Here is a 21,492-nt window from a genome sequence, read left to right as displayed (position 1 = left end):
CTCCGCGTTCCAGCTTGCGAAAGGGACGCGGAGCGTCCCGGGCTGCATTCCCACGCAGAGCGTGGGAACAATCATCAACTCAGGTTGGGTAATTGGCTCTGAGTGCCTCGAGGCCACCCTGGTAGATGCTGCTGAACAGCGCCACCACTTCCTCATCACTCACGCCTTTGGCATTAAAGCGCCCCGACCACGTCACCCGGGCGCCCTGCCCTTGGGCTTCAACCTTGATCGTCGCCAGATAATCAGTCGCCGGGAACGGTGCCTGTTCGATCGAATAGCTGTAAGTCTTCGCCGCGTTATCGAACACTTGCAGACGCTCGACCACCACAGCGCCGTCAGCGGTTTGCAAGGTGCGCACGCGGCCGCCGTCGCTCAGTTCACTGTTGGGAATGAACGGCAGCCAATCGGGCAGCGTGTTGAAGCCGCCGATCAATTGCCAGACCTGATCGGCCGAGGCCGGGATGTCGATGGTTGCAGATGCTGTTGGCATAGATAAATGTCTCTCTCGGGAATTCAGATCGTGAGGCTGTCGACCACGCCGCCATCGACGCGCAACGCGGCGCCGGTGGTGGCCGACGACAGCGGCGAAGCAATGTAGGTCACCAGATGCGCGACCTCTTCGACATCCGCTACGCGCTGGATGATCGAGGTCGGGCGGGCCTTGCGTACAAAGGCGTCGGCTTCATCGCGCAGGTTACGCCCGGATTCGGCGGCGGCATCCTTGAGCATGTCTTCCAGGCCATCGGTAAAGGTCGGCCCCGGCAGGATCGCATTGACCGTCACCCCGGTGCCAGCCAGACGTTTGGCCAGACCGTGGGACACCGCAAGATTGGCGCTTTTGGTCACACCGTAATTGATCATGTCCGCTGGCGTGGCCACGCCAGACTCGGAGGACAGGAAGATCACCCGACCCCAGCCCTGCTCGACCATTGCCGGCACATAATTCCGCGCCAGACGCACGCCGGAAATCACGTTGACCTCATAGAAACGCGTCCACTCGCTGTCCGGCGCTTCGAAGAAATCCACATCATTAAAGATGCCGAGGTTGTTCACCAGAATGTCGGCACGCGGTTCAGCGGCGAACAGTTTTTGCGCACCTTCAGCGGTGCCCAGATCCGCGGTCAAACCACGCAACTGCGCCCCCGGCACTTTCTGCCGAATGCTCGCCAGCGCCTGCTCGACCTTGGCCGTGTCGCGGCCGATCACCACCACGGTGGCGCCGGACTCGGCCAGCGACTGGCTGATGCCCAGACCGATGCCAGCGGTGCTGCCGCTGACGATGGCCAGTTTTCCACTCAGATCAATCTTCATGCTTTCACCTCATCGATTGGCAATGGTGCACGCTCGGAAACCAGTCTGGCGTCACGCATCGCCTGCCAGAAACCGGCAGGAATAACGGCTGACAATGCGGCGACGTCTTCAGCAATTCGGCCGGGTTTGCTGGCGCCGGGAATCACCGCCGCAACCGCTGGATTGGCCAGCGAGAACTGTAGCGCAGCAGCTTTGATATCGACGTTGTAAGCGGCGGCGATGCGTTTGATCTGTTCGACCTTGGCGATGATCTCAGGGCTGGCCTGCTGGTATTCGAAGTGCGAGCCACCCGCCAGAATTCCTGAGCTATAAGGGCCGCCGACGACGATCTCAACGTTCTGCGCCAGCGCTGCATCCATCAGGCGTTGCAGCGGGCGTTCGTGGTCGAGCAGCGTGTAGCGACCGGCCAACAGGAAGCCATCCGGCTGCGCTTCGCTGAGGTCGAGGGTCAGTTCGCACGGCTCGACTTTGTTCACGCCCAGGCCCCAGCCGTTGATCACGCCTTCTTCGCGCAAGCGGGTCAGCACTTTGAATGCGCCAGTGCGGGCCTGATTGAAGTATTCCAGCCATTGATCGCCGTAGAAATCCTGAGCGATGTCGTGCACCCAGACGATGTCGAGGCGATCGGTTTGCAGGCGCTTGAGGCTGTCTTCAATTGACCGCATAGTCGCGTCGGCGCTGTAGTCATTGACGATCTTGTTCGGGCGACCGTGTTCGAACACCCCACTCTTCTCGCCGAGATCGCGGGCGGCGGCGTCTTCGATTTCATCGAGAATCACCCGGCCGACCTTGCTGCTCAGCACATAGTCGTCGCGCTTATATTGCTTCAGTACTTCGCCGAGGCGGATTTCCGATAGACCGGAGCCGTAAAACGGCGCGGTGTCGAAGTAACGCACGCCGGCCTCCCACGCAGCATGCACGGTCGCTTGCGCTTCGGCTTCCGGGATGGCGCGGAACATGTTGCCCAGTGGCGCGGTGCCGAAGCCCAGTTGGCCGGGCAGTTTGTCTTTCAAACTCATTGGATTTTCCTCGTAGGTTCTGAGTCGGTGTGACCGTTGAGCAGATCCTAGATTGCGACACCTAGACCGTCCAAGACATAATGCGCAGCACTTGAGTCCCTATAGGTCTGACATGATCGACATCCGCCAATTGCGCTACTTCGTTGTAGTCGCCGAGGAAGAACACGTCGGCCGCGCCGCCGAACGGCTGCACATTTCCCAGTCACCGCTGAGCCGACAGATCGCCCAGCTCGAAGAGCGCTTGGGCCTGACCCTGTTCGAGCGCAGCCAGCAACGCATTCGTCTGACCCGCGACGGTCAGACCTTCCTCGCCGAAACCCGCGCCCTGCTGACCCACGCCAATCGCCTGGAATCCCTCGGCAAACGTCTGGGTCGCGGCGAAGAAGGCGGCCTGTGCATCGGCTATATCGAAAACGCCATGCACGCCGGGGTTCTGCCCAATGCCTTGCGCGTGTTGCGCGCCGATCGGCCGAATGTGCATGTCGCGTTGTACAACCTCAGTTCCGCCGAGCAGTTGGAAGGCCTGCGACAGCGTAGTCTCGATATTGCCTTGGTGAGTGAACCGCCGACCGACGACGATCCGGATCTGCTGGGCTTTCAGGTGCTGGATGAGCCGATGCTGCTGGCGTTGCCGGAGCATCATCCTTTAGCCCGACAGGCCTCGTTGAGTCCGCAGGATCTGGCCGAGCAGGAATGGATCGGCGTGCAGCCGCGTCAGGATGCCAACGATGAGTTTGTCAGCGCGTGCATCCGCGCAGGGTTCACTCCGGATGTGCGCATGCAGGCGACCGAGCCTTTTACCGCGCTGGGCTTGGTAGCGTCGGGGCTGGGGATTGCGATGATCCAGAAAGGCTTGAGCCATAACGCACCGCCGGGTGTGGTGTTGCGTGAACTGCCGTGGCTGACGCTGACTACGCCATTGTGGGCGGCGTGGCACCGGATCAATTTGCGGCCATTGGTGGAGACGTTCCGCAAAGTCCTGACTGACGACAAGGTATCTGCTGACTGACATGGCCCCTTCGCGAGCAAGCTCGCTCCCACAGTTTCAGAAGGTGATCTCGCATTTTATGTACGACGCCGATCCCTGTGGGAGCGAGCCTGCTCGCGAAGGGGCCGGCACATCCAACATCGAATTTGACTGACCCAACGCTTTCGCGAGCAGGCTCGCTCCCACAGTTTTGTGGCGGATCTACACTCAACGGATCAGCACCCAGCCGTGAGATCGCCATGAAAATGTCTGCGCAAATGACCGTCGTCGCGGTACTCGCCACCCTCGCCTGGCTGGGTCTGGCGGTGTGGGGCATTGGCGGTGTGGCGATGTTCTTTTCCCATGGCTCGCTGGTGATCGTCGCACTGGCGACGGTGGCGATGGTGATTGCTTCACTGTTCAGTGAGGTCAACCTGAGTGCTGGCGAGCGTGAAGACCGCGCCAATCGCTGGGTGATTCCGGCGTTCGGTGTGATCGGGCTGGTCAGTGGTTTTCTGCCGGCCTACTGCGACCGGGTGAACTTCTGGACGTTTGGTGGTGAAGGCGTGCGCTGGCTCGGCGCTTTGCTGTTTATCATCGGCGGCGCGCTGCGACTGTGGCCGGTGTTTGTGCTGGGGCGGCGGTTCAGTGGGTTGGTGGCGATTCAGCCGGGGCACCGATTGGTGACGGATGGCATCTATCAACACCTGCGCAATCCGAGCTATCTGGGGCTGGTGGTCAATGCTGTGGGTTGGGCGCTGGCGTTTCGTTCGGTGGTCGGGCTGTTGCTGGCGGCGCTGACGCTGATCCCGTTGATTGCCCGGATTCATTCGGAGGAAGCGCTGCTGCGGGCGCAGTTTGGGGCGGAGTATGACGCCTATTGCGCGCGGAGTTGGCGGTTGCTGCCTGGGGTTTATTGATTTGCGAACACCGTCCCCCTGTAGGAGTGAGCCTGCTCGCGATAGCGGTGGGTCAGTCAAATCCATGTGTCTGACAGACCGCTATCGCGAGCAGGCTCACTCCTACAAGGGATTGTGTTTGTCAGTTGCGTTGCAGGTGCAGGCCGTCGCTGTCGACTGCAACGCGGATGCCAACGTAACTGGCCAACGTCGCGTGCGCCGTTTCCAGCGGATGCTGATGCGTCGTGGTGATGATCATCAACGCCGCGCCAGCCGCTTCGGCAGCCTGAATACCGACGGTGGCGTCTTCGAAGATCAGGCAATCATGCGGCTCCTGGCCAAGACGTTTCGCAGCCAGTAAATAGCCGGCCGGATCAGGTTTGCCGGCCTGCACATCTTCAGCCGTGATCATCAGCGCAGGCTCTGGAATCCCCGCCGCCGCCATGCGCCGCAAGGCCAGATCCCGTGGTGCCGACGTCACCATCGCCCAACGATCTCTGGGCAGGCTGTTGAGAAACTTCGCCGCGCCGGGAATCTCGACAATGCCTTCAACGTCTGCGATTTCCGCCTCGGTGATGAACGCCGCTTGCGCCTCGGCATCCACGCCCGGCAGGTTCAGGCGATTGATCGTGTCGATGGCACGCGCGCCATGAATGGTCGGCAAAAAGGTTTCCACATCGACACCATGGCGCACGGCCCAGGCCGCCCAGATCCGCTCGGCGGCAGCAATGGAGTTAAGTACGGTACCGTCCATGTCGAACAGAAACGCGCCAAATGCGCGATCGAATACACAAGTGTGAGCAGACAAAGGGTCGCATCCTCTGGCAAAAGACCGGGCGGGCAATGTAGCACTTGCCCGCTCGATCCACCCAGCCTATCAGTGCAGACGCGGTGCCTTGGACTTGAAAGCACTGTCGACGCAGTCGAGCAATTGACCGATGGCCCAGGGCTTCTTGATGAACGCCACCGAATGCTTGACCCCGGAGGTCTCGGGCGTCTCGTAGCCGGACATGACCATCACCGGCTTGTCCGGCCAGCGGTCGCCGACCAGGTTGGCCAGATCAGCACCATTGAGGGTGCCGGGCATGGTGATGTCGGTCAGCAGCAGCGCCACTTCCGGCGCGTGTTGCTCGAGATATTGCGATGCGGCGTCGGCGCTGGTGTGCGGCTCGACCTTGAAACCTTCCTCCTGAAGAATTTCGCAAAGAAACTCCAGAATCAACGGATCGTCCTCGACTACCAGAATCAACCCGCCAGGAAGGTGCGCGTCCGCCGTCGGTGTTGGGCACATGGAACTGCACTCCCTGAATTGCATTAACGATTTAGCGGCTTGAATCCGCTGCTTAACTGGTATGAGCAGCGGGCTCTGCAGAAATTCATTTTTGATACAGGTCTTTTGCGAAAGGCCATTTTTGCCCGTCGCAGGCAATCGTTCGTGACGGCGTATTTGTGGTTAAAATGCCGGCCCTTTTGCTTGCCGATCCTGACCGATGAACCCTGAAGCCCTCGCCACCCTCTATGCCCATCTGCTGCCGGCCCTCGCGGCAGCGCCGAGCGAAACCCGTCGCCTGTTCCACGGGCGCGGACGCTGCTGGCCGGGGCTGGAGCAGTTGACCGTGGACTGGCTGCAAGGCGTGGTGCTGGTGTCGCTGTTCAAGGAACCAGCGCCTGAGCAGCTGGACAATCTCAAGGTGCTGCTGCTGGAACTCACCGGTTCCGCCGAATGGAAACAGTCCGGCGCGCACACGTTGCTGATCCAGCATCGCTACTTGCCGCAAAGCACTGCCGAATGGTTGCAGGGCGATGAAATCGACGAAATGAGCATCGTCGAGGACGGTTTGCAGTACCGCGTCGACCTCGGTCGCAAGCAGAACACCGGGCTGTTTCTCGACATGCGTTACGGGCGCAATTGGGTGCGCGAACAGGCCGACGGCAAACGCGTGTTGAATCTGTTTGCCTACACCTGCGGTTTTTCCGTGGCGGCCATCGAGGGTGGTGCCAGCCATGTGGTCAACCTGGACATGTCCCGCGCCGCCCTGAGCCGTGGCCGTGACAACCATCGTTTGAATGGCCATGACTTGAGCAAAGTCAGTTTCCTTGGCCACGACCTGTTCAAGTCCTGGGGCAAGGTGATCAACAGTGGCCCGTATGATCTGGTGATCATCGACCCGCCGTCGTTCCAGAAAGGCAGTTTCCTGCTGACCAAGGATTACCAGCGCGTGCTGCGTCGTTTGCCGGAACTGCTCACGGCCAACGGCACCGTGCTGGCGTGCATGAATGATCCGGCGTTCGGTTCGGACTTTCTGATTGATGGCGTGACGCAGGAAGCGCCGAGCCTGCGCTTTGTAGAGCGGCTGGAGAACCCGCCGGAGTTTCCGGACATTGATCCAGAAAGCGGACTCAAGGCATTGGTCTTCCAGCGCACTATCTGACACCCAGAAGATCCCTTGTAGGAGTGAGCCTGCTCGCGATAGCGGTCTATCAGTCAAATAGGTGATATCTGACACACCGCTATCGCGAGCAGGCTCACTCCTACAGGGGGATTGTGTTGGGTCAGGGAGTTGGTGGGCGCAACACCAGCGCAAACAACTCGCCATGCCCGGTGACATTGAGCTTGTGATACAGATTGCGCCGATGCACCTTGACCGTCTCCGGCGAAATACCCATCTGCTGGGCCATCGCCTTGCTGGAGAAACCCTGCAAAATCAGCCGTGCCGTGTCGACCTCGCGCACCGTCAGCCGCGCATCGAAACGGTCAAGCAACGTCGCCAGATCACCGACCACCGTTTGCGCCACCGCGCCCTGCGGCGGCAGCAAATGCACATGCCGACGCATCGCCGCCAGCACCCAATCGCGCACGCACAGCAACCGGCCCTGCTCGGCCATATCGAATGGCGTCGAGCGCCCCAGTGACAAACCGAGCACGCCGCCCTCGACGTTGATCATGAACTGCAACTCGTCCTCGCCGACCACTGAACGAAAATAGCTTTGGTAGTACTCGCTGTGCAGAAACTGGTCCGGCGCGACCGAGGCGAGGCTGTGCAAGCCGTCGGCAATGCCGGTCGATGCGCTTTGATAGAACGGATCGAGCAGGTACATGCCGGCACTGTAACCGGCCAGTTCTTCCTGCTCGTCGGGGCGGCCCTTGCTGTCGAAGTCGATCAGCAACTGCGGCGCCTGCCCGGCTTGCATCAGCGCCACCAGCGCGTTGTCCAGCGGCACCAACAGCCGTAACGTGTCCACCAGCGCACGCCAGAAACCGTCCTGACCGACACTGGCAAATACCCGCGCCAGGCTTTGATGCACCGGCAGTTCCTGCAACAACGCGTCCACGCACTACCCCTTTTGAGTAACCCATGATGGGAATGGGTCAGGCGTGACCGGCCCGATAGGCTGAGCACTCCTGTTCATCACCGGCCTGCACAGGCCAGGAGTGCCGCATCATGCGTCGTCACCGTGGCTGTATCAACCTCAGCATAAAACTGGGCCTGCTGGCCGGTCTCAGCGCCAGCTCAATTGCCATGGCCGCCGACGCACCGAGCGTGCACGTCTACAACTGGTACGACTATATCGGTCCGAACACCCTCCACGATTTCCAGCGCGACAGCGGTATCCAGCCGGTCTACGACACCTTCGACAGTGCCGAAGTCCTCGAAGGCAAACTGATGACCAGCCGCAGCGGCTACGACGTGGTGGTGGCGAGCAATTTCAGCCTGCCGACGCTGATCAAGGCCGGCGCCCTCGCCCCGCTGCCGCGCGAGCAACTGCCGGGCTGGAAGAATCTCGACAGCGACCTGCTGGCGAAACTGGCCAACAACGATCCCGGCAATCAATACGCCGTGCCGTATCTGTGGGGCACCAACGGCATCGGCTACAACATCGACAAAGTGCGCGCGGCGCTCGGCGACAAGGCGCCGGTGGACTCGTGGGATCTGGTGTTCAACGCAGACAACCTCGCCAAACTCGGCCAGTGCGGTGTAGCGATGCTCGATTCGCCGTCGGAGATGCTGCCGGTCGCCCTGCATTATCTGGGGCTGCCACCGAACAGCACCGATCCTGATGACTATAAAAAAGCCGAGGCGCTGCTGCTGAAACTGCGCCCGCACATCGCTTACTTCAACTCGTCAAAATTCATCAGCGACCTGTCCAACGGCAACATTTGCGTGGCGGTCGGTTGGTCGGGCGCGATGCTGGAGGCCAAGACCAATGCCGAGCAGGCCAACAACGGCGTGAAGATCGCCTACAGCCTGCCCAAGGAAGGCGCGCCGGTGTGGTTCGACACGCTGGTGCTGCTCAAGGACGCGCCGAATCGTCCTCAGGGTCTGGCCTTTATCGACTATCTGCTGCGCCCCGAAGTAATCGCGCCAGTCAGTGATCATCTGTCGTACCCCAATGGCAATCGCGCGGCAACAGCGCTGGTGGCCGCCGCGACTCGGGACAACCCGGCGGTTTATCCATCGGCCACGGCGATGGCCACGCTATACACCCTTGAACCCCTGCCCAAAGCCACCGAACGGGTGCGCACGCGGGTCTGGAGCAAGGTCAAGAACGGCCAGTAAGAACAACGCATTCCCCCTGTAGGAGTGAGCCTGCTCGCGATAGCGGTCTGCCTGATAACACTGTTTTGCCGGACAAACCGCTATCGCGAGCAGGCTCACTCCTACAGGTTTTGTGATTCACCAGACATTTTTTAGAGAGACAGAAATCAATGAAACCTCGTGCCCGTGACCTCAACATCCGCATCGGCCAACTGCATCCCGGCCCGCTCAACGCCATCACCGATGTACCTGGCGTGCGCGTCGGCCACAGCAATGTGCGCGGACGCAGCAACGCCGGGCGCGACATCTGCACCGGCGTCACACTGATCGAACCGCGCCCGGGCTCGACCAATCAGCAGCCGTGTTTTGCCGGCGTGCATGTGCTCAACGGCAATGGCGACGCCACCGGACTTGAGTGGATTCGCGAGGCGGGTCTGCTGACCAGCCCGATTGCCTTCACCAACACCCACAGCCTCGGTGTAGTGCGCGATGCCTTGATAGCACTGGATCGCCAGCAGCAACCCGACGACGGTCGCCTCTACTGGAACATGCCGGTAGTGCTGGAAACTTTTGACGGTTTGCTCAATGACATCAACGGTTTTCACGTGCAGCCTGAACACGTCGCCGAAGCGCTGAGCGCAGCCGTCGACGGCCCCGTCGTCGAGGGCGCGGTCGGCGGTGGCAGCGGCATGATCTGCCATGAATTCAAGGGCGGCATCGGCACCTCGTCGCGGCGGTTGAGCCGTGCTCAGGGTGGCTGGACCGTCGGCGCGATCGTGCAGGCCAATCACGGCATTCGCAGTGAGTTACGGGTCGATGGCTACCCGGTCGGGCGCTACATGGAACAGAAAGATTCGCCGTTCTTGCGCGCAGCGTTGCCGCATCCGGGCATGGGTTCGATTGTTGTGTGTCTGGCCACAGATGCGCCGCTGTTGCCGCATCAGTGCACACGTCTGGCACAGCGCGCGAGCCTCGGCCTGGCGCGCACCGGCGGCGGCAACGAAGATCATAGCGGCGACATTTTCATCGCGTTTGCCACGGGTAATGATCACGTACCGCCCGCCGCCTACGAAGGCAAAGGCGCGCCGACCTGTGACGGCTTGTGCATGGTCAATAACGACCATATCAGCGAGCTTTTTCTGGCCGCGACCGAAGCGGTTGAAGAAGCGATCATCAATGCGTTGCTGGCCAGTGACGGCACCGAAGGTAATGGGCATTCCGTACCGGGACTGGATGTGCAAACCCTGCTCGCAGCCCTCGAAAATTCAGGCTGGCCCGGCGCCCGCTGACACCGCAAAAACACTGTAGGAGCTGCCGAAGGCTGCGATCTTTTGATTTTAAGAACAAGATCAAAAGATCGCAGCCTTCGGCAACTCCTACAGGGGTTATGTGAGCATTTGGCTACCGAGTTCCCTTGCAACTGCCAATTGCTCCGACGGATCGCGCAATTCCGATTCCGGCAGCAACGTCGAACTCAACACCGTCGCGCCGCAGTAATCGAAAATCCCGTGTTCGATTTGCGCTTTCATCGCCGCGCCATAACCATGGCGCTCATAAGTCCGCGAATCCGCGCCAGCGAGACCAACCAGATGCACACGCAGGCGTTGGAGCTTCTTCACATGCTTGAGCTCCCCCGTGAAATCGAAGGCCCAGCCATTGCTGAAGACCCGATCGATCCAGCCCTTGAGCAGCGCCGGCATCGACCACCAGTACACCGGGTACACCAGCACCAAGGTATCGGCGCGGTCGATGCGTGCCTGCTCGGCCAGCACATCCGCAGGCGGCGCGGACTCCCGGTGATGCACGGCGAAATCCGCAGCGCCGAAACGTGGTTCGAAGCCTTCGGCGTAGAGATCGGCGATTTCAAAGGCGTTGGCCGGGTTGGCCTGAACAAGGCTTGCGGCAATTTGTGTGGCTACGCTGTGGGTCAGCGAGTGCGGGTCGTGATGCGCGACGACGATCAAGGCGTGCATGGCAATTCTCCGGTTGGTGATTGCTCACCAAGGCTTATATACTCAGAGTAAGTTACGAATAGTAAGCTACGTTTGGTAGATAAGCATGTCAACCGGTAAAACTTCACAACAAAACGCCCCTGCGCAACCACGCCGTCGCTTGGCGCGAGAGGACCGCTTGCGCCAATTGCTTGATGTCGCCTGGCAAATCATCCGCGCCGAAGGCACCGACGCCCTGACACTTGGCTATCTGGCGGAAAAAGCCGGGGTGACCAAGCCGGTGGTGTACGACCATTTCGTCACGCGCTCCGGATTGCTCGCGGCGCTCTATCGGGATTTCGACACACGACAGACGGTGCTGATGGACGCTGCAATCGCCCAGAGCGAACCGACACTGACCGGCATCGCTTCGGTGATTGCCACGGCGTACGTTGAGTGCGTGATGCTGCAGGGCAACGAAATTCCGGGGATCATCGCCGCGCTGGCGAGTTCCCCGGAACTGGAGAAGATAAAGCGCGAGTACGAGGCGATCTTCCTCGAAAAATGCCGCCGTGATCTGACACCGCACGCCAGCGGCGGGCAGATCACACAGGCTGGATTGCGCGCCATGCTCGGCGCCGCCGAAGCGCTGTCGCACGCGGCCGCCAACGGTGAAATCAGCGCGCAAGAGGCCAGCGACGAGTTGTTCGCGACCATTCTGGCCATGGTCGAACGCGCCGCCGCCCGGGCGACTGGCGGTACTTGAGCCGCCAGTTGCACACTCCTAGGATGGAATCACGCAGTGGCTCCGCTCTATCGAGCGCTGCGTAGGCACGGGTGCTCTGAACCCCAATCAAGCCCGTGTCTGGCTTCATGCGCATCTTGAGCCTCGAGGGCTCTACTTCCTCCCCATCAAAGAGCTTTGAGGCTCTTTTTTTGTCTGCGTAAATCAGCAGTCCGGCAGCGCATCGACGCGAATCGAGCGCCAGGCCGCTTGCGCCAGCAACGCGCGATATTCCGCCGGTCCACCCTTCACCCGCCCGGCCAACCAGGCACGGCAATAACTGTCGGCCTGACCAATGATCAACGACGGCAACAGCTCGGCGGGCAGCGCCTTGAGTTCGGCAGCGCGCCCCGATTCGGCCAACCAGTCGCGCAGACGCAGATTGCGCGTTTTGTTGCGCTCGGCCAGTTCGTCCTTGAATGGCCCTTTGGTCACGGCAAACCGCGCGTGGTACTGGAAGCGCGCCCACTCCGGTTGACGTTCGACCCAATCGACGTAGCTGAACACCAGCGCCTGCACACCTTCTTCGGTGGTTTTCGCCGCCTCCAGATAGGCATCGCGCAGGCGCGCCTGATCCTCCAGCGCGGTGAAAAACAACGCCGCGACCAAGCCCTCCTTGTTGCCGAAATGGTGATAGATCGCCCCGACGCTGGTGTCGCACTCGGCGCGAATCATCTCGATGGTGGTGGCCTCGATCCCCTGCTCGTTGAACAGGCTTAACGCCTTGCGAAAGATATCGCGCTTGAGTTCGGCGCGGCGGCCGGGGTAACTGCGTTCAAGTAGATCTGCGGTGTCCATGCGGCTCACTGCCTGAAAATCGGGATTGAAAGGCACACGTCGTGCCCATGAAAAAACACGCACAGGTTGACAGATTTCCCGCAGACAGAATACCGTTCCGTTACAGAATATTATTCTGTAACGGAACATCATTCTGCAAAATCACTTTCCGCGAGGCTTTCCATGAGTCAGTTTCTCAGCATGTTCAACAGCGCAGGTCCGCAAGCATTCAGCCAGATGGCCTGCCAGGTCGCGCCGTACTTCAGCAGCATCAACCCACTGGTGACCGAGTTGCGCGCGAATGCGGCGACGGTGCAAGTGCCGTTCCGCCGTGAGATCACCAACCACCTCGGCACCGTGCATGCGATTGCCATGTGCAACGCCGCAGAACTCGCCGCCGGGATGATGACCGACGTGTCGATCCCGGCCGGCGCACGCTGGATCCCCAAAGGCATGACTGTGGAGTATCTGGCCAAGGCAAAAACCGATGTGACGGCGGTGGCCAGTGGTGAAGGCGTGGATTGGCAGGGCGAAGGCGACAAGATCGTCACCGTGGATATTCACGACACCGAGGGCAAGCACGTGTTCACGGCGCGGATCACCATGAACGTCAAACTCGGCTGAATGACGCGTATAAAAAAGCCCTTGCTGCGGGATCCATAGCAAGGGCTTTTTCGCTGATGAGGTGTCAGTGCACAGTCAGACGCTGGCGGACAAACTCCTCGACATGACGGCTGGTCTGATCGAGGTGTCGATCGCGCTGTTTCTCGGCGTCGAGCATCGCGCGTTTGCCGTTTTTCTGCAGCAGATAGGTGTGGATCTGCTGCACCTCCAGCGACCGGTAAATCGGCGTGGTGTCGATAAATCCGCGCAGGCCATTACTGCGGTAATGCCGGGTGCTCATCAACACCTGGGTTTCACGCTGGCCAATCACCTCAAAGCCCAACGCTTCGAAGTACGGGACTTTGCCGACCGTGCAGGCCAGTTCCGCGTGGGGATAACGCCCGAGCATTTCGCCGATCATCGCCCGCGCCACACCCTGACGCCGATGTCCTTCGCGCACGGCGATGTAGGCGACGCTGCACGCTTCCCAATCGCCCTGCACCGGCAGGTACAACAGAAAGCCGATCACTTGCTCCGGATCATCCTCGTCGGTGGCGACCAGCAACTCGACGTCGGTGCCCTTCTCGCCATTCAACGCCTCCAGATACAGATGCACCTCATAGCCGACCGCGTACTGATAGACGTTGTACAGCAGGTTGCTCGGGCCGAGACCGACCGCGCTGATGTCGGTCAGGTAGTCGACGACCAGTTGCAGAATCTGGCTGTTGACGCCTTCGGGGCATGGGGTTTTGTAATGGGTGATGCGTGGCATGACGAACTCCGACGGTAAAAAGCGTTGCCGACAACCGCAGCGGTCGACGAACCGCGACATCATACCGTGACCGGCCCGGCGGACGTCTAAAGTTCCTTTTCCGAGCGCCGATGTAACGGTCTCCTACAGAAATCACCACCAGGGATCGGCCATGTATTACCCGCGCGAAGCTGCCAAGGATCAACTCTACAACCGTATCGTCATGCTGACCGTTGCTTGCTGCGTGGTGCTGCTGCTCGCTGCAATGGCTCACAAGTCGGGCATGCTTTATGGCGCGCTGAGTTTCAACGGTGTGGAAACCCGTGGCAGTGTCACGGCACTGGAAGAGATTCCAATGAACGCCAATGGCAAGGTCATTCACTATCAATACACGGATGCCCAAGGCCAGCCCCATGAAGGGCAACACGCCGACGAACGCTACGTCGAGCATACCCAGTATGAAGTCGATGGCCCGATCACCCTGCTGGCGTCGCCGTGGATGCCAGATAAAAGCTGCATTGCCAGCCAGTTGCAGAGTTACCGTACGAGCTTCTACATCATGAGCGGTGGTGTGTTGCTCGCGTTGCTGTTTCTGCTGATCTCCGGCAGGACGTTCTGGCAGATTCAGGCGATGAAAGAACAGGACCGGTTTTATTGACTGACGAGGTCACTGCTGCGGCGCCACCACTTTGAATTTGATGGCGATGTCCTTGGACACCACCGTGTCCGCCCACTCCCCCGCGCCGAGTCCGAACTCGTCGCGCTTGAGCACCAGGTCACCGTCGAAAATGCCGATGGCACTGCCCGGTTTCAATTCCACCGGCACCTGCACTTCGCGGGTAATGCCCTTGAGGGTGAGTTGTCCGTCGATCAGATAGCGACGCTCGGCCACTTGGGTGAAACGTCGGGATTCGAACACCGCCACGGGAAATTTTTCGGTGTTGAACCACGCCGGTTTTACCAGCTCGGTGTTGGCGTCTTCGCTGCCGGCATCGATGCTGTTGAGGTCAATGTGCAGCGTGGTACGGGCGTTGGCGAGGTTGTCGGTATCAAAGTCCAGCGTCGCCTCGAACTTGCCAAAGGTGCCGTACATCGGCGAGCCCATCTGGTTGTAGGTGAAGCTGATCTGACTGGCGGTGGTGTTGACCCGCGTGTATTCGACAGCCTGCGCGGCACAAACGACGCACAGCGAACACGCGGCAGCCAGCAGCAATCGGATCGACATGGGATTCTCCGGGCGGGGCTGGCCGTCGAGGGCCTCGATTGACTTAAGCAAACATCCGACTGTTACGCCAGCGTTTACACCAGACGCTCGATCTTCTGATGCTGCCAGACCAGTCTGTAATACAGGGTCTGCAACACCAGCATGCCCAGATACGCCACCGGAAACGCCATCCACACGCCCTGCAAACCATATTGCCCGTCCAGCCAGTACGCCGCCGGCAGTTGCACGCCGACCACACAAATGATCGCAATGATCACCGGCACCAACACCGTGCCGCTGGCGCGCATGATCCCGCCGATGATCGCCTGGAAGCCGAATACCAACAGGCTCCACAACATGATGTGCAGCAGATGCTCAGCCATTGCCCGGGTCGAGTCCTCGGTCAGGAACAGCCCCAGCAGCCAGTGCGACAACAGGTAACCGAGCAAAATCAAACCGCCGGTCAGGCACACGTTGATCAACAGTCCGGTGCGCAGAATCGGCCCCATGCGTTCCAGCCGCCCGGCGCCAATGGCCTGTGCGCCAAGAATCGACGCAGTGATCGCAATCGACAACGCCGGGAACTGCACATAGTTGACGATCTGCGTCACCGCGCCATACGCCGCCGTCGCTTGCGAGCCGTGCTGGTTGACCAGCGCCAGAATCACCAGCTCCGACAGCGACAGCACAATCATCTGCACGCCAGTCGGCAGGCCGATGCGCAAGACCTTGCCGAGAATCGCCCCGTCGAGGCGCAGCGCGGCAAAGAACTCTCGGTCCGGCGCCAACGGATGACCCTTTCTGATCAACCGCCAGGACAACCACGCCATCGCCGCCAGATTACCCGCCAGCCCCGCGTACGCCGCACTCTGGATACCCATTTGTGGCAAGCCGAACCAGCCGCGAATCAGCGCCGGGGTCAGGGCCAGTCCGACACAGGTCGACACAACCAGTGCCAGCAGCGGCGACAGCGTATCGCTGACCCCGCGCAACAGTTGCGTAAACAACACGAACACCAGCAGCGACGGCAAGATCCACATCATCACATGGGCATACGCCACCGCATCGTCGAGCACATCCGCCGGCGTCCCCAACCCCGTCAGCGCCTGCCGCGCGAACACGCTCCCCAACACCGCAGCCACCAGACCGATCAATACGCCCAGCAACAGCGTCGCCCCGGCAATCGCCTTGACCATGTGCGGCTCACGTGCGCCCCACGCCTGACCGATCAACACACCGGCGCCCGCGCCGAGGCCGATCACCAGGGCGATAAAAAAGAACACCACGGGAAACATCCCCGACACCGCCGCCAGCGCCTGGGTGCCGAGCATCTGGCCGATGTAGATGCTGTTGACCGTGCCCGACATCGACTGCAGAAAATTGGAAAGCACCATCGGTGCGAGGAACAGCAGGTAGGTGTGCCAGAGTGGGCGTTGAGCGGCAGCTTGCATTGAATAGAGGTCCATCTCGAACGGCGGGAGGGCTGATGGAGGATAGCTTCGGCGAGTTGCACGCGGGGCGCAATTAACATTTCAAATCGGTGTTTATTGCCGGTGCCTACGCCTGTGTAATTGGCACGGATCTGTAGGTGTCGGTTCAGCGCTGTGGTAAACAACTGCCCACTCCCATTGCTCCCATTGAGGCTCTGTTCATGCCGCCCTTTGCCAATCTGTTGACCGGCACCCTCCTCGCTCTGCTCGCCAGCAGCGCTCACGCCGCCGCGCCCGGCGAAACCTTGAAGCCGTTGCTGGAAACACTCAACGAACGCCTGAACATCGGCGACCTCGTCGCACTGACCAAATGGGACAGCGGCAAGCCGATTCAGGACAGCCCGCGTGAGGCACAGGTCATTGCCAATGCCCGTACGCTGGCCGCCGAGCGCCAGCTCGACCCCGAAGACGTGGCGCAACTGATTGCTGCGCAAATGGAGGCGAACAAACTGGTGCAGTACGGTTTGCTCGCGCAATGGCAAGCGGCCGGTATCGCGCCGGATACTCCGCGCCCCGACCTCGGCAAGCAGATCCGCCCGCGTCTGGATGAACTGCAAACCCGGCTCTTGCAGCAATACGCTGACTTCACGCCGTATCGCCATGATTCGAATTGCCCGGTGTGGCTGGCCAAGGCGCGCAGTGGCCTGACCCACGATGCGCTGCATGAACTGGCCCTGACACGGGCGACCGGTGAGTTGTGTGTGCGGGCGGCGAACTCGCGCTGAGAAACGGCCAGACCAAAAGATCGCAGCCTGCGGCAGCTCCTACAGGGGATTGGTGAACCATCATTGCGGTCGATGTTCACCATCACGGCAATGAAGTTCTCATAAAAAATCCACGGCGTAACATCAGCTCCATACCAACCAACAACACCCCGGAGCACACGATCATGAAACGCCAGACCCTTCTCAGCATCGCTTTCTCGGTTTTCGCCATTAACGCTTTTGCCGCCACCCCGGCACACACCCAGGTCGCAGAGGGCGGCTCGGACAAGTTGATTGAAAGTCGTGTAGCTGAGGGCGGTTCCGATCGTCTGCTCGAACGCCGTGTTGCCGAAGGCGGTTCCGATCGCCTGATCGAACGCCGCGTTGCCGAAGGTGGATCTGATCGTCTGATCGAGCGCCGCGTTGCTGAAGGTGGTTCTGATCGTCTGATCGAACGCCGTGTTGCCGAGGGTGGTTCCGATCGTCTGATCGAACGCCGCGTCGCATAAGTCACTGGCTTCACTGCAATCCCCTGAAAAGCCCGGCCTGATCAGCCGGGCTTTTTCCTGCCCGCAACCATCCATTCCCCGACTGGTCACCCACCGCCCATTGCGCATACCATGCGGCCACAACTCCAAAACAGACCTCGCCTGCCCATGCTCAAAGCCAGTCTGCGTAGCCACCTCACCCTTTGGTTTGCCGGTTTATCTCTGCTGACGCTGCTCAGCGTGGGCTTCTATGTGGGTCACATCGCCACTGAACAAATGAAGCAGGCCAGCGGCAATGCGCTGCTCAACACGGCGCGCTCGGCGGCATCGTTGCTGGGTGAACAACTGCGCGAACGCCAGTTGGAGGTTTATCTGCTCAGCCGCGCGCCGCATCTGGAGCGTGGCGATCTGGACAACCCGGCCATTCTCAAATCGATGCAGCTGCGCACCCAAGCGCGCGCCGAGTACGCGTGGATGGGCGTCACCGATGCCGAGGGCAAAGTGCATCAGGCGGTGAACGGCTTGCTGGTCGGCCTATCGGTGCAACAGCGGCCGTGGTTCCAGGCCGGCTTACGCAGTGAGTACACCGGCGACCCTCATGAAGCGGTGCTGCTGGCGAAAATGCTGCCGGGGCTGCCGAACGGTGAGCCACTGCGTTTCATCGATTTCGCCGCGCCGATCCACAACGCCGAAGGTCAGGTGATTGGTGTACTGGGCGCCCACGCACATTGGAGTTGGGTGACGCGCATTGTTGAGTCGGCGGCGTTTGCGCATAAAAATTCAATGCCGGATATCGAAGCGTTGATCATCGATCACGATGGCAAGATTCTCTATCCCGAAGCACTGATGGGCCAGCAACTGGCGGCGACTGATTCAAAATTGCAGGACTGGACCGCGGGTAACGGCTTTCTCACCAGCATGGTCACGGTACCGACGCCACCGAGTACGGCGCTGTCGTGGTCGATTGCCGTGCGCCAGCCATTGCAAACCGCGCTGCAACCGGCGCGCCTGCTGATGTACAAATTGCTGATCCTGGGTGTGGCCGCAGCAGTGCTGTTCGGGCTGGTGGCCTATTACCTGGCGCTGTACCTGAGCCGCCCGATCGAACAGCTCGCCCGTTCGGCCCGAAAGGTCCAGAACAAAGAGCCTGGCGCGCAATTCCCGCTGCAACACCCGGTACTGGAAATCGCTCAGCTCGGCCAGTCCATTGATGCAATGACGCAATCGCTGCTCGGTAAAGAGCGCGAACTGCAAGAGGCCAATGCCTCGCTGGAAGCCACCGTGGCGCAACGCACGGCGGCGCTGACGCAGGCCAACGCCGAACTGTTGAGCCTGGCGACTCACGATGGCTTGACCGGCGTGTACAACCGTCGCCGTTTCGATGAAAAACTCACCGAATACACACTGCTGTTCCGCCGCACCGGACGTCCGTTTTCCCTGCTGCTGATCGACGCTGATCACTTCAAGCGAATCAATGACACCCACGGTCACGCGGTGGGGGATGAGGTACTACAGCAGTTGGCACAGTTGATTCAGAACAGCCTGCGCACCACCGATTTCGTCGCCCGATATGGCGGCGAAGAGTTCGCCGTGTTGTTGCCGGAAATCGCCCAACCCGACACCCCGGAAGTGGTCGCCGAGAAGATTCGCGCGGCGGTTGCCGAGGCCGATTTCCCTGCGGTCGGGAATGTGACGGTGAGCATCGGCGTCGGCCTGGCGGATCCGGCCGACAACAGCCACAGTGCGCTGATCAAACGCGCCGATCAGCAGCTCTATCAAGCCAAAGCTGCGGGCCGTAATCAGGTGGCGTGATCAGCCCTGCTTCACTTCACAAATGCCGTTGGCCCTGTTCTTCCCGGTGTACGACACCGCAGGCGAACCGTCGGGATTGATGCTCAGGGAAATGATCACGCCAGCGCCTTTGGCTTCGAAGTAGTTGTCGTTGAATTTCTTCAACTGGCCTTCCTTGCCATTGATGTAGATCGGACCGCCCTCATCGGCGTGCACTTCGATCTTGCCCGGGCACGTAGCGTTGAGCAGGGGAATGCCGGCGTGGACCAGTCCGGTGGCAAGCAACAGCGGCGCTGCCAATAGCAAAGATTTCATGGTGGGTTCCTTGAAGTCGGCAAAAACGCCGAATAGCTTTTTCATGTCATTTTCAATCAGGGACTTCGGCAGCTCCTACCGTTATTGCGTGAAGGTCTGGAGGTATGCCAGCAGATTGTCGAGTTTCTCTTCATCACTCAACCCCCAGAAAATCATCCGCGTACCGGGCACTACACCTTTCGGATCCTTCAGATACGCGATCAGCGTTTCGCGATCCCAGGTCACTCCTGAGTTCTTCATCGCATCGGAATACACGTAATTAGCCGAGGTACCGGCAGCCCGGCCAATGATGCCATTGAGTTGTGGGCCGAATCCCGGGCGGGCCGATTCGCCGACCTGATGGCAGCCGCCGCACAGACGCGGGAAGATTTTCGCGCCGGCTTCGGGGTCGCCTGCAGCATGGCTGAATGGACTGAACAGGCTGGTGCCAAGAATCACGGCGAGTGACAGTGCAGCGGTGTTTTTCATTGAGGGTTCCGGGTCGGTCTGCATCGTGCGGCGCAAGGGTAGCATTTTGTTTTTACCGGTAAGCGCCAATGATCCTGCTGATTTTGATCAATGCCAGGCGCAACACATCCATCTCTACCGAACCCAGCGCCAGGCGAATCGCATGCGGCGCATGACCCGACACCGAAAACGGCTCGGCGGTGGTGACGGAAATCTGCTCGTGCATCAGCTCGACGACAATCTGGTCGGCGCGCACATCCTCCGGCAACGGTAACCACAGGAAATACGACGCCGGATGGCCAACACTGGGCAATCCTTTCAACACTTCGGCCGCCAGCGCCTGCCGCGCCTTGGCATCTTTGCGTTTCTGCTCCTCGAGCAACCTCACTGTGCCGTCGTCGAGCCAGCCACAGGCGATGGCGGTCATGACGCCCGGCGTGTTCCAGGTCGTGGCGCGGATGATGCGTTCCAGTGCTGGCACCACGTCGGTCGGGGCGGCAATGAAACCAACGCGCAGGCCAGTGGCGATGTTTTTCGACAGACCCGAGACATACACCGTGCGCTCCGGCGCCAGATCGACCAGCGCCGGGGGTGGGTTTTCCACCAGGAACGCGTAGGCCGCGTCTTCGATGATCGTCAGATCATGCCGACGAGCAATCGCCACCAACTGCTCCCGTTGCGCCAAGGGCATCACCCAACCCAGCGGATTGTGCAGCGTCGGCATGCTGTAAACGGCGCGCACCGAGCGACTGCGACAGAGTTTGTCCAGCGCCGCGAGATCCGGCCCCTGATCGTTGAACGGGATCGCCACGACTTCCAGATGCAACGCGTCGGCCAAGACCTTGAAGCCGGAATAGGTCAGCGCGTCGGCGGCAATCACATCGCCGGGTTTGAGCAGCGCCATCAGCGTCACCGCAAGGCCTTGCTGGGCGCCGTTGACGATCAGCACCTGCTCAGCGTCGACAGTCACCCCGCGCGTCAACAGATGCCGAGCGACCGACGCACGTTCGTGGGCACGGCCGGCGTGCGGCTGATAACGCAGCAACGCCTCCAGATCGCCCGACAACGCCAATTGGCGCAACGCGCTGCGCAACAAATCGGCCTGACCGGGCAACGACGGGTAATTGAAATTGAGGTCGATCATGCCGACCGCCACGTCTTTCTGATCGATGCCCTGCCCCGGCGACAGCGAGGTTTCGCGGACAAACGTGCCGCGCCCGGTTTCGCCGCTGACCAGGCCCATGGCCTCCAGCTCCGCATACACCCGCGAGGCCGTGACCAGCGCCAGCCCTTCCTCAGCAGCCAGTTGCCGGTGAGTTGGCAACCGCGTACCCGGCGGCAACTGCCCCGAACGAATGTCCGCCGCATAGGCATCGACGATGGTCTTGTAGCGCGAACGTGGCATGCCGGATGTATCCATGACAATTTTTTGATTGTGCTGATTCTCGGCTCTAGCATCACGGCAACGCAACC

At 60.5% G+C, this 21,492-nt stretch carries 25 protein-coding genes; 11 read left to right on the top strand and 14 right to left on the bottom strand.

Features of this window, described 5'->3' with window-relative positions; genetic code table 11:
• Window positions 1-79: 79 nt before the first annotated feature.
• From CKW17_RS00820 to CKW17_RS00810, 3 genes are read right to left on the bottom strand one after another with little or no spacing between them, the layout of a single operon-like run.
• Window positions 80-490, bottom strand: a complete 411-nt coding sequence (locus CKW17_RS00820) for an SRPBCC family protein (RefSeq protein ID WP_095118278.1) — start codon at window positions 488-490, stop codon at window positions 80-82.
• Window positions 491-513: 23 nt separating this feature from the next.
• Window positions 514-1,311, bottom strand: a complete 798-nt coding sequence (locus CKW17_RS00815) for an SDR family NAD(P)-dependent oxidoreductase (protein WP_095118277.1) — start codon at window positions 1,309-1,311, stop codon at window positions 514-516.
• Window positions 1,308-2,330, bottom strand: a complete 1,023-nt coding sequence (locus tag CKW17_RS00810; protein WP_095118276.1) for an aldo/keto reductase — start codon at window positions 2,328-2,330, stop codon at window positions 1,308-1,310. Before CKW17_RS00810 ends, CKW17_RS00815 begins: the two co-directional genes overlap by 4 nt.
• 112 nt (window positions 2,331-2,442) lie before the next feature.
• Here CKW17_RS00810 and CKW17_RS00805 point away from each other — a divergent pair, with 112 nt between their 5' ends.
• Both CKW17_RS00805 and CKW17_RS00800 read left to right on the top strand, forming a co-directional pair.
• Window positions 2,443-3,339 carry a LysR substrate-binding domain-containing protein gene (locus CKW17_RS00805; protein ID WP_095118275.1) on the top strand — a complete coding sequence of 299 codons (897 nt, stop codon included), beginning with the start codon at window positions 2,443-2,445 and terminating at the stop codon, window positions 3,337-3,339.
• A gap of 218 nt (window positions 3,340-3,557) precedes the next feature.
• The gene (locus CKW17_RS00800; protein ID WP_095118274.1) at window positions 3,558-4,217 is read left to right on the top strand and encodes an isoprenylcysteine carboxylmethyltransferase family protein; all 660 of its coding nucleotides are present in this window, start codon (window positions 3,558-3,560) and stop codon (window positions 4,215-4,217) included.
• Between the two features lie 121 nt (window positions 4,218-4,338).
• On the opposite strand, the gene CKW17_RS00795 is transcribed toward CKW17_RS00800, so the two are convergent.
• Together CKW17_RS00795 and CKW17_RS00790 are read right to left on the bottom strand one after the other, a co-directional pair.
• Window positions 4,339-5,004 carry an HAD-IA family hydrolase gene (locus CKW17_RS00795; protein ID WP_095118273.1) on the bottom strand — a complete coding sequence of 222 codons (666 nt, stop codon included), beginning with the start codon at window positions 5,002-5,004 and terminating at the stop codon, window positions 4,339-4,341.
• A gap of 69 nt (window positions 5,005-5,073) precedes the next feature.
• The gene (locus tag CKW17_RS00790) at window positions 5,074-5,487 is read right to left on the bottom strand and encodes a response regulator (RefSeq protein ID WP_095118272.1); all 414 of its coding nucleotides are present in this window, start codon (window positions 5,485-5,487) and stop codon (window positions 5,074-5,076) included.
• Window positions 5,488-5,686: 199 nt separating this feature from the next.
• On the opposite strand from CKW17_RS00790, the gene CKW17_RS00785 reads away from it, so the two are divergent.
• Entirely contained in the window at window positions 5,687-6,628 is a 942-nt protein-coding gene (locus tag CKW17_RS00785) for a class I SAM-dependent methyltransferase (protein ID WP_095118271.1), read from the top strand.
• Between the two features lie 121 nt (window positions 6,629-6,749).
• Here the strand turns inward: CKW17_RS00785 and CKW17_RS00780 are convergent, their stop codons facing one another.
• Window positions 6,750-7,529, bottom strand: a complete 780-nt coding sequence (locus tag CKW17_RS00780) for a helix-turn-helix transcriptional regulator (protein WP_095118270.1) — start codon at window positions 7,527-7,529, stop codon at window positions 6,750-6,752.
• Between the two features lie 110 nt (window positions 7,530-7,639).
• Here CKW17_RS00780 and CKW17_RS00775 point away from each other — a divergent pair, with 110 nt between their 5' ends.
• Complete coding sequence (locus tag CKW17_RS00775) at window positions 7,640-8,755, top strand: extracellular solute-binding protein (protein WP_095118269.1); 1,116 nt, start codon at window positions 7,640-7,642, stop codon at window positions 8,753-8,755.
• Window positions 8,756-8,904: 149 nt separating this feature from the next.
• Window positions 8,905-10,023 (top strand): P1 family peptidase, encoded by a 1,119-nt coding sequence (locus CKW17_RS00770; RefSeq protein ID WP_095118268.1) that lies wholly within the window; start codon window positions 8,905-8,907, stop codon window positions 10,021-10,023.
• 96 nt (window positions 10,024-10,119) lie between these two features.
• Here CKW17_RS00770 and CKW17_RS00765 read toward each other — a convergent pair whose 3' ends face one another.
• Complete coding sequence (locus tag CKW17_RS00765; RefSeq protein ID WP_095118267.1) at window positions 10,120-10,707, bottom strand: NAD(P)H-dependent oxidoreductase; 588 nt, start codon at window positions 10,705-10,707, stop codon at window positions 10,120-10,122.
• 85 nt (window positions 10,708-10,792) lie between these two features.
• Here CKW17_RS00765 and CKW17_RS00760 point away from each other — a divergent pair, with 85 nt between their 5' ends.
• Window positions 10,793-11,431 (top strand): TetR/AcrR family transcriptional regulator, encoded by a 639-nt coding sequence (locus tag CKW17_RS00760; RefSeq protein WP_095118266.1) that lies wholly within the window; start codon window positions 10,793-10,795, stop codon window positions 11,429-11,431.
• Window positions 11,432-11,614: 183 nt separating this feature from the next.
• On the opposite strand, the gene CKW17_RS00755 is transcribed toward CKW17_RS00760, so the two are convergent.
• The gene (locus CKW17_RS00755) at window positions 11,615-12,247 is read right to left on the bottom strand and encodes a TetR/AcrR family transcriptional regulator (protein WP_095118265.1); all 633 of its coding nucleotides are present in this window, start codon (window positions 12,245-12,247) and stop codon (window positions 11,615-11,617) included.
• A gap of 162 nt (window positions 12,248-12,409) precedes the next feature.
• On the opposite strand from CKW17_RS00755, the gene CKW17_RS00750 reads away from it, so the two are divergent.
• Complete coding sequence (locus tag CKW17_RS00750; protein ID WP_095118264.1) at window positions 12,410-12,850, top strand: hotdog fold domain-containing protein; 441 nt, start codon at window positions 12,410-12,412, stop codon at window positions 12,848-12,850.
• Between the two features lie 64 nt (window positions 12,851-12,914).
• Here CKW17_RS00750 and CKW17_RS00745 read toward each other — a convergent pair whose 3' ends face one another.
• Window positions 12,915-13,601, bottom strand: a complete 687-nt coding sequence (locus CKW17_RS00745) for a GNAT family N-acetyltransferase (RefSeq protein WP_095119004.1) — start codon at window positions 13,599-13,601, stop codon at window positions 12,915-12,917.
• Window positions 13,602-13,752: 151 nt separating this feature from the next.
• Between CKW17_RS00745 and CKW17_RS00740 the strand changes: the two genes are divergently transcribed.
• Entirely contained in the window at window positions 13,753-14,238 is a 486-nt protein-coding gene (locus CKW17_RS00740; RefSeq protein ID WP_095118263.1) for a hypothetical protein, read from the top strand.
• 9 nt (window positions 14,239-14,247) lie between these two features.
• On the opposite strand, the gene CKW17_RS00735 is transcribed toward CKW17_RS00740, so the two are convergent.
• Both CKW17_RS00735 and CKW17_RS00730 read right to left on the bottom strand, forming a co-directional pair.
• Entirely contained in the window at window positions 14,248-14,805 is a 558-nt protein-coding gene (locus CKW17_RS00735; RefSeq protein ID WP_095118262.1) for a YceI family protein, read from the bottom strand.
• Between the two features lie 74 nt (window positions 14,806-14,879).
• Entirely contained in the window at window positions 14,880-16,235 is a 1,356-nt protein-coding gene (locus CKW17_RS00730; protein ID WP_095118261.1) for an MATE family efflux transporter, read from the bottom strand.
• A 200-nt stretch (window positions 16,236-16,435) separates the two neighbouring features.
• On the opposite strand from CKW17_RS00730, the gene CKW17_RS00725 reads away from it, so the two are divergent.
• The 3 genes from CKW17_RS00725 to CKW17_RS00715 all read left to right on the top strand — a co-directional run bounded on the left by CKW17_RS00725 (window position 16,436) and on the right by CKW17_RS00715 (window position 19,278).
• Window positions 16,436-16,999: a chorismate mutase gene (locus tag CKW17_RS00725; protein WP_095118260.1), complete on the top strand. Its 564-nt coding sequence runs from the start codon at window positions 16,436-16,438 to the stop codon at window positions 16,997-16,999.
• A gap of 164 nt (window positions 17,000-17,163) precedes the next feature.
• Window positions 17,164-17,487 (top strand): hypothetical protein, encoded by a 324-nt coding sequence (locus CKW17_RS00720; protein WP_095118259.1) that lies wholly within the window; start codon window positions 17,164-17,166, stop codon window positions 17,485-17,487.
• 147 nt (window positions 17,488-17,634) lie between these two features.
• Window positions 17,635-19,278, top strand: coding sequence for a diguanylate cyclase (locus tag CKW17_RS00715; RefSeq protein ID WP_095118258.1), 1,644 nt, complete (start codon window positions 17,635-17,637; stop codon window positions 19,276-19,278).
• Here the strand turns inward: CKW17_RS00715 and CKW17_RS00710 are convergent, their stop codons facing one another.
• The 3 genes from CKW17_RS00710 to CKW17_RS00700 all read right to left on the bottom strand — a co-directional run bounded on the left by CKW17_RS00710 (window position 19,279) and on the right by CKW17_RS00700 (window position 21,424).
• A complete protein-coding gene (locus CKW17_RS00710) occupies window positions 19,279-19,572 on the bottom strand; it encodes a hypothetical protein (protein ID WP_095119003.1) in 294 nt (97 codons plus the stop codon).
• An 81-nt stretch (window positions 19,573-19,653) separates the two neighbouring features.
• A complete protein-coding gene (locus CKW17_RS00705) occupies window positions 19,654-20,040 on the bottom strand; it encodes a cytochrome c family protein (RefSeq protein ID WP_095118257.1) in 387 nt (128 codons plus the stop codon).
• Between the two features lie 52 nt (window positions 20,041-20,092).
• Window positions 20,093-21,424: a PLP-dependent aminotransferase family protein gene (locus CKW17_RS00700; RefSeq protein WP_095118256.1), complete on the bottom strand. Its 1,332-nt coding sequence runs from the start codon at window positions 21,422-21,424 to the stop codon at window positions 20,093-20,095.
• Window positions 21,425-21,492: the final 68 nt, after the last annotated feature.

The organism is Pseudomonas sp. Irchel s3f10 (assembly GCF_900187515.1).
GTDB classification, from domain to species: Bacteria; Pseudomonadota; Gammaproteobacteria; order Pseudomonadales; family Pseudomonadaceae; genus Aquipseudomonas; species Aquipseudomonas tensinigenes.
This window is presented reverse-complemented; position numbering and strand designations above follow the sequence as displayed.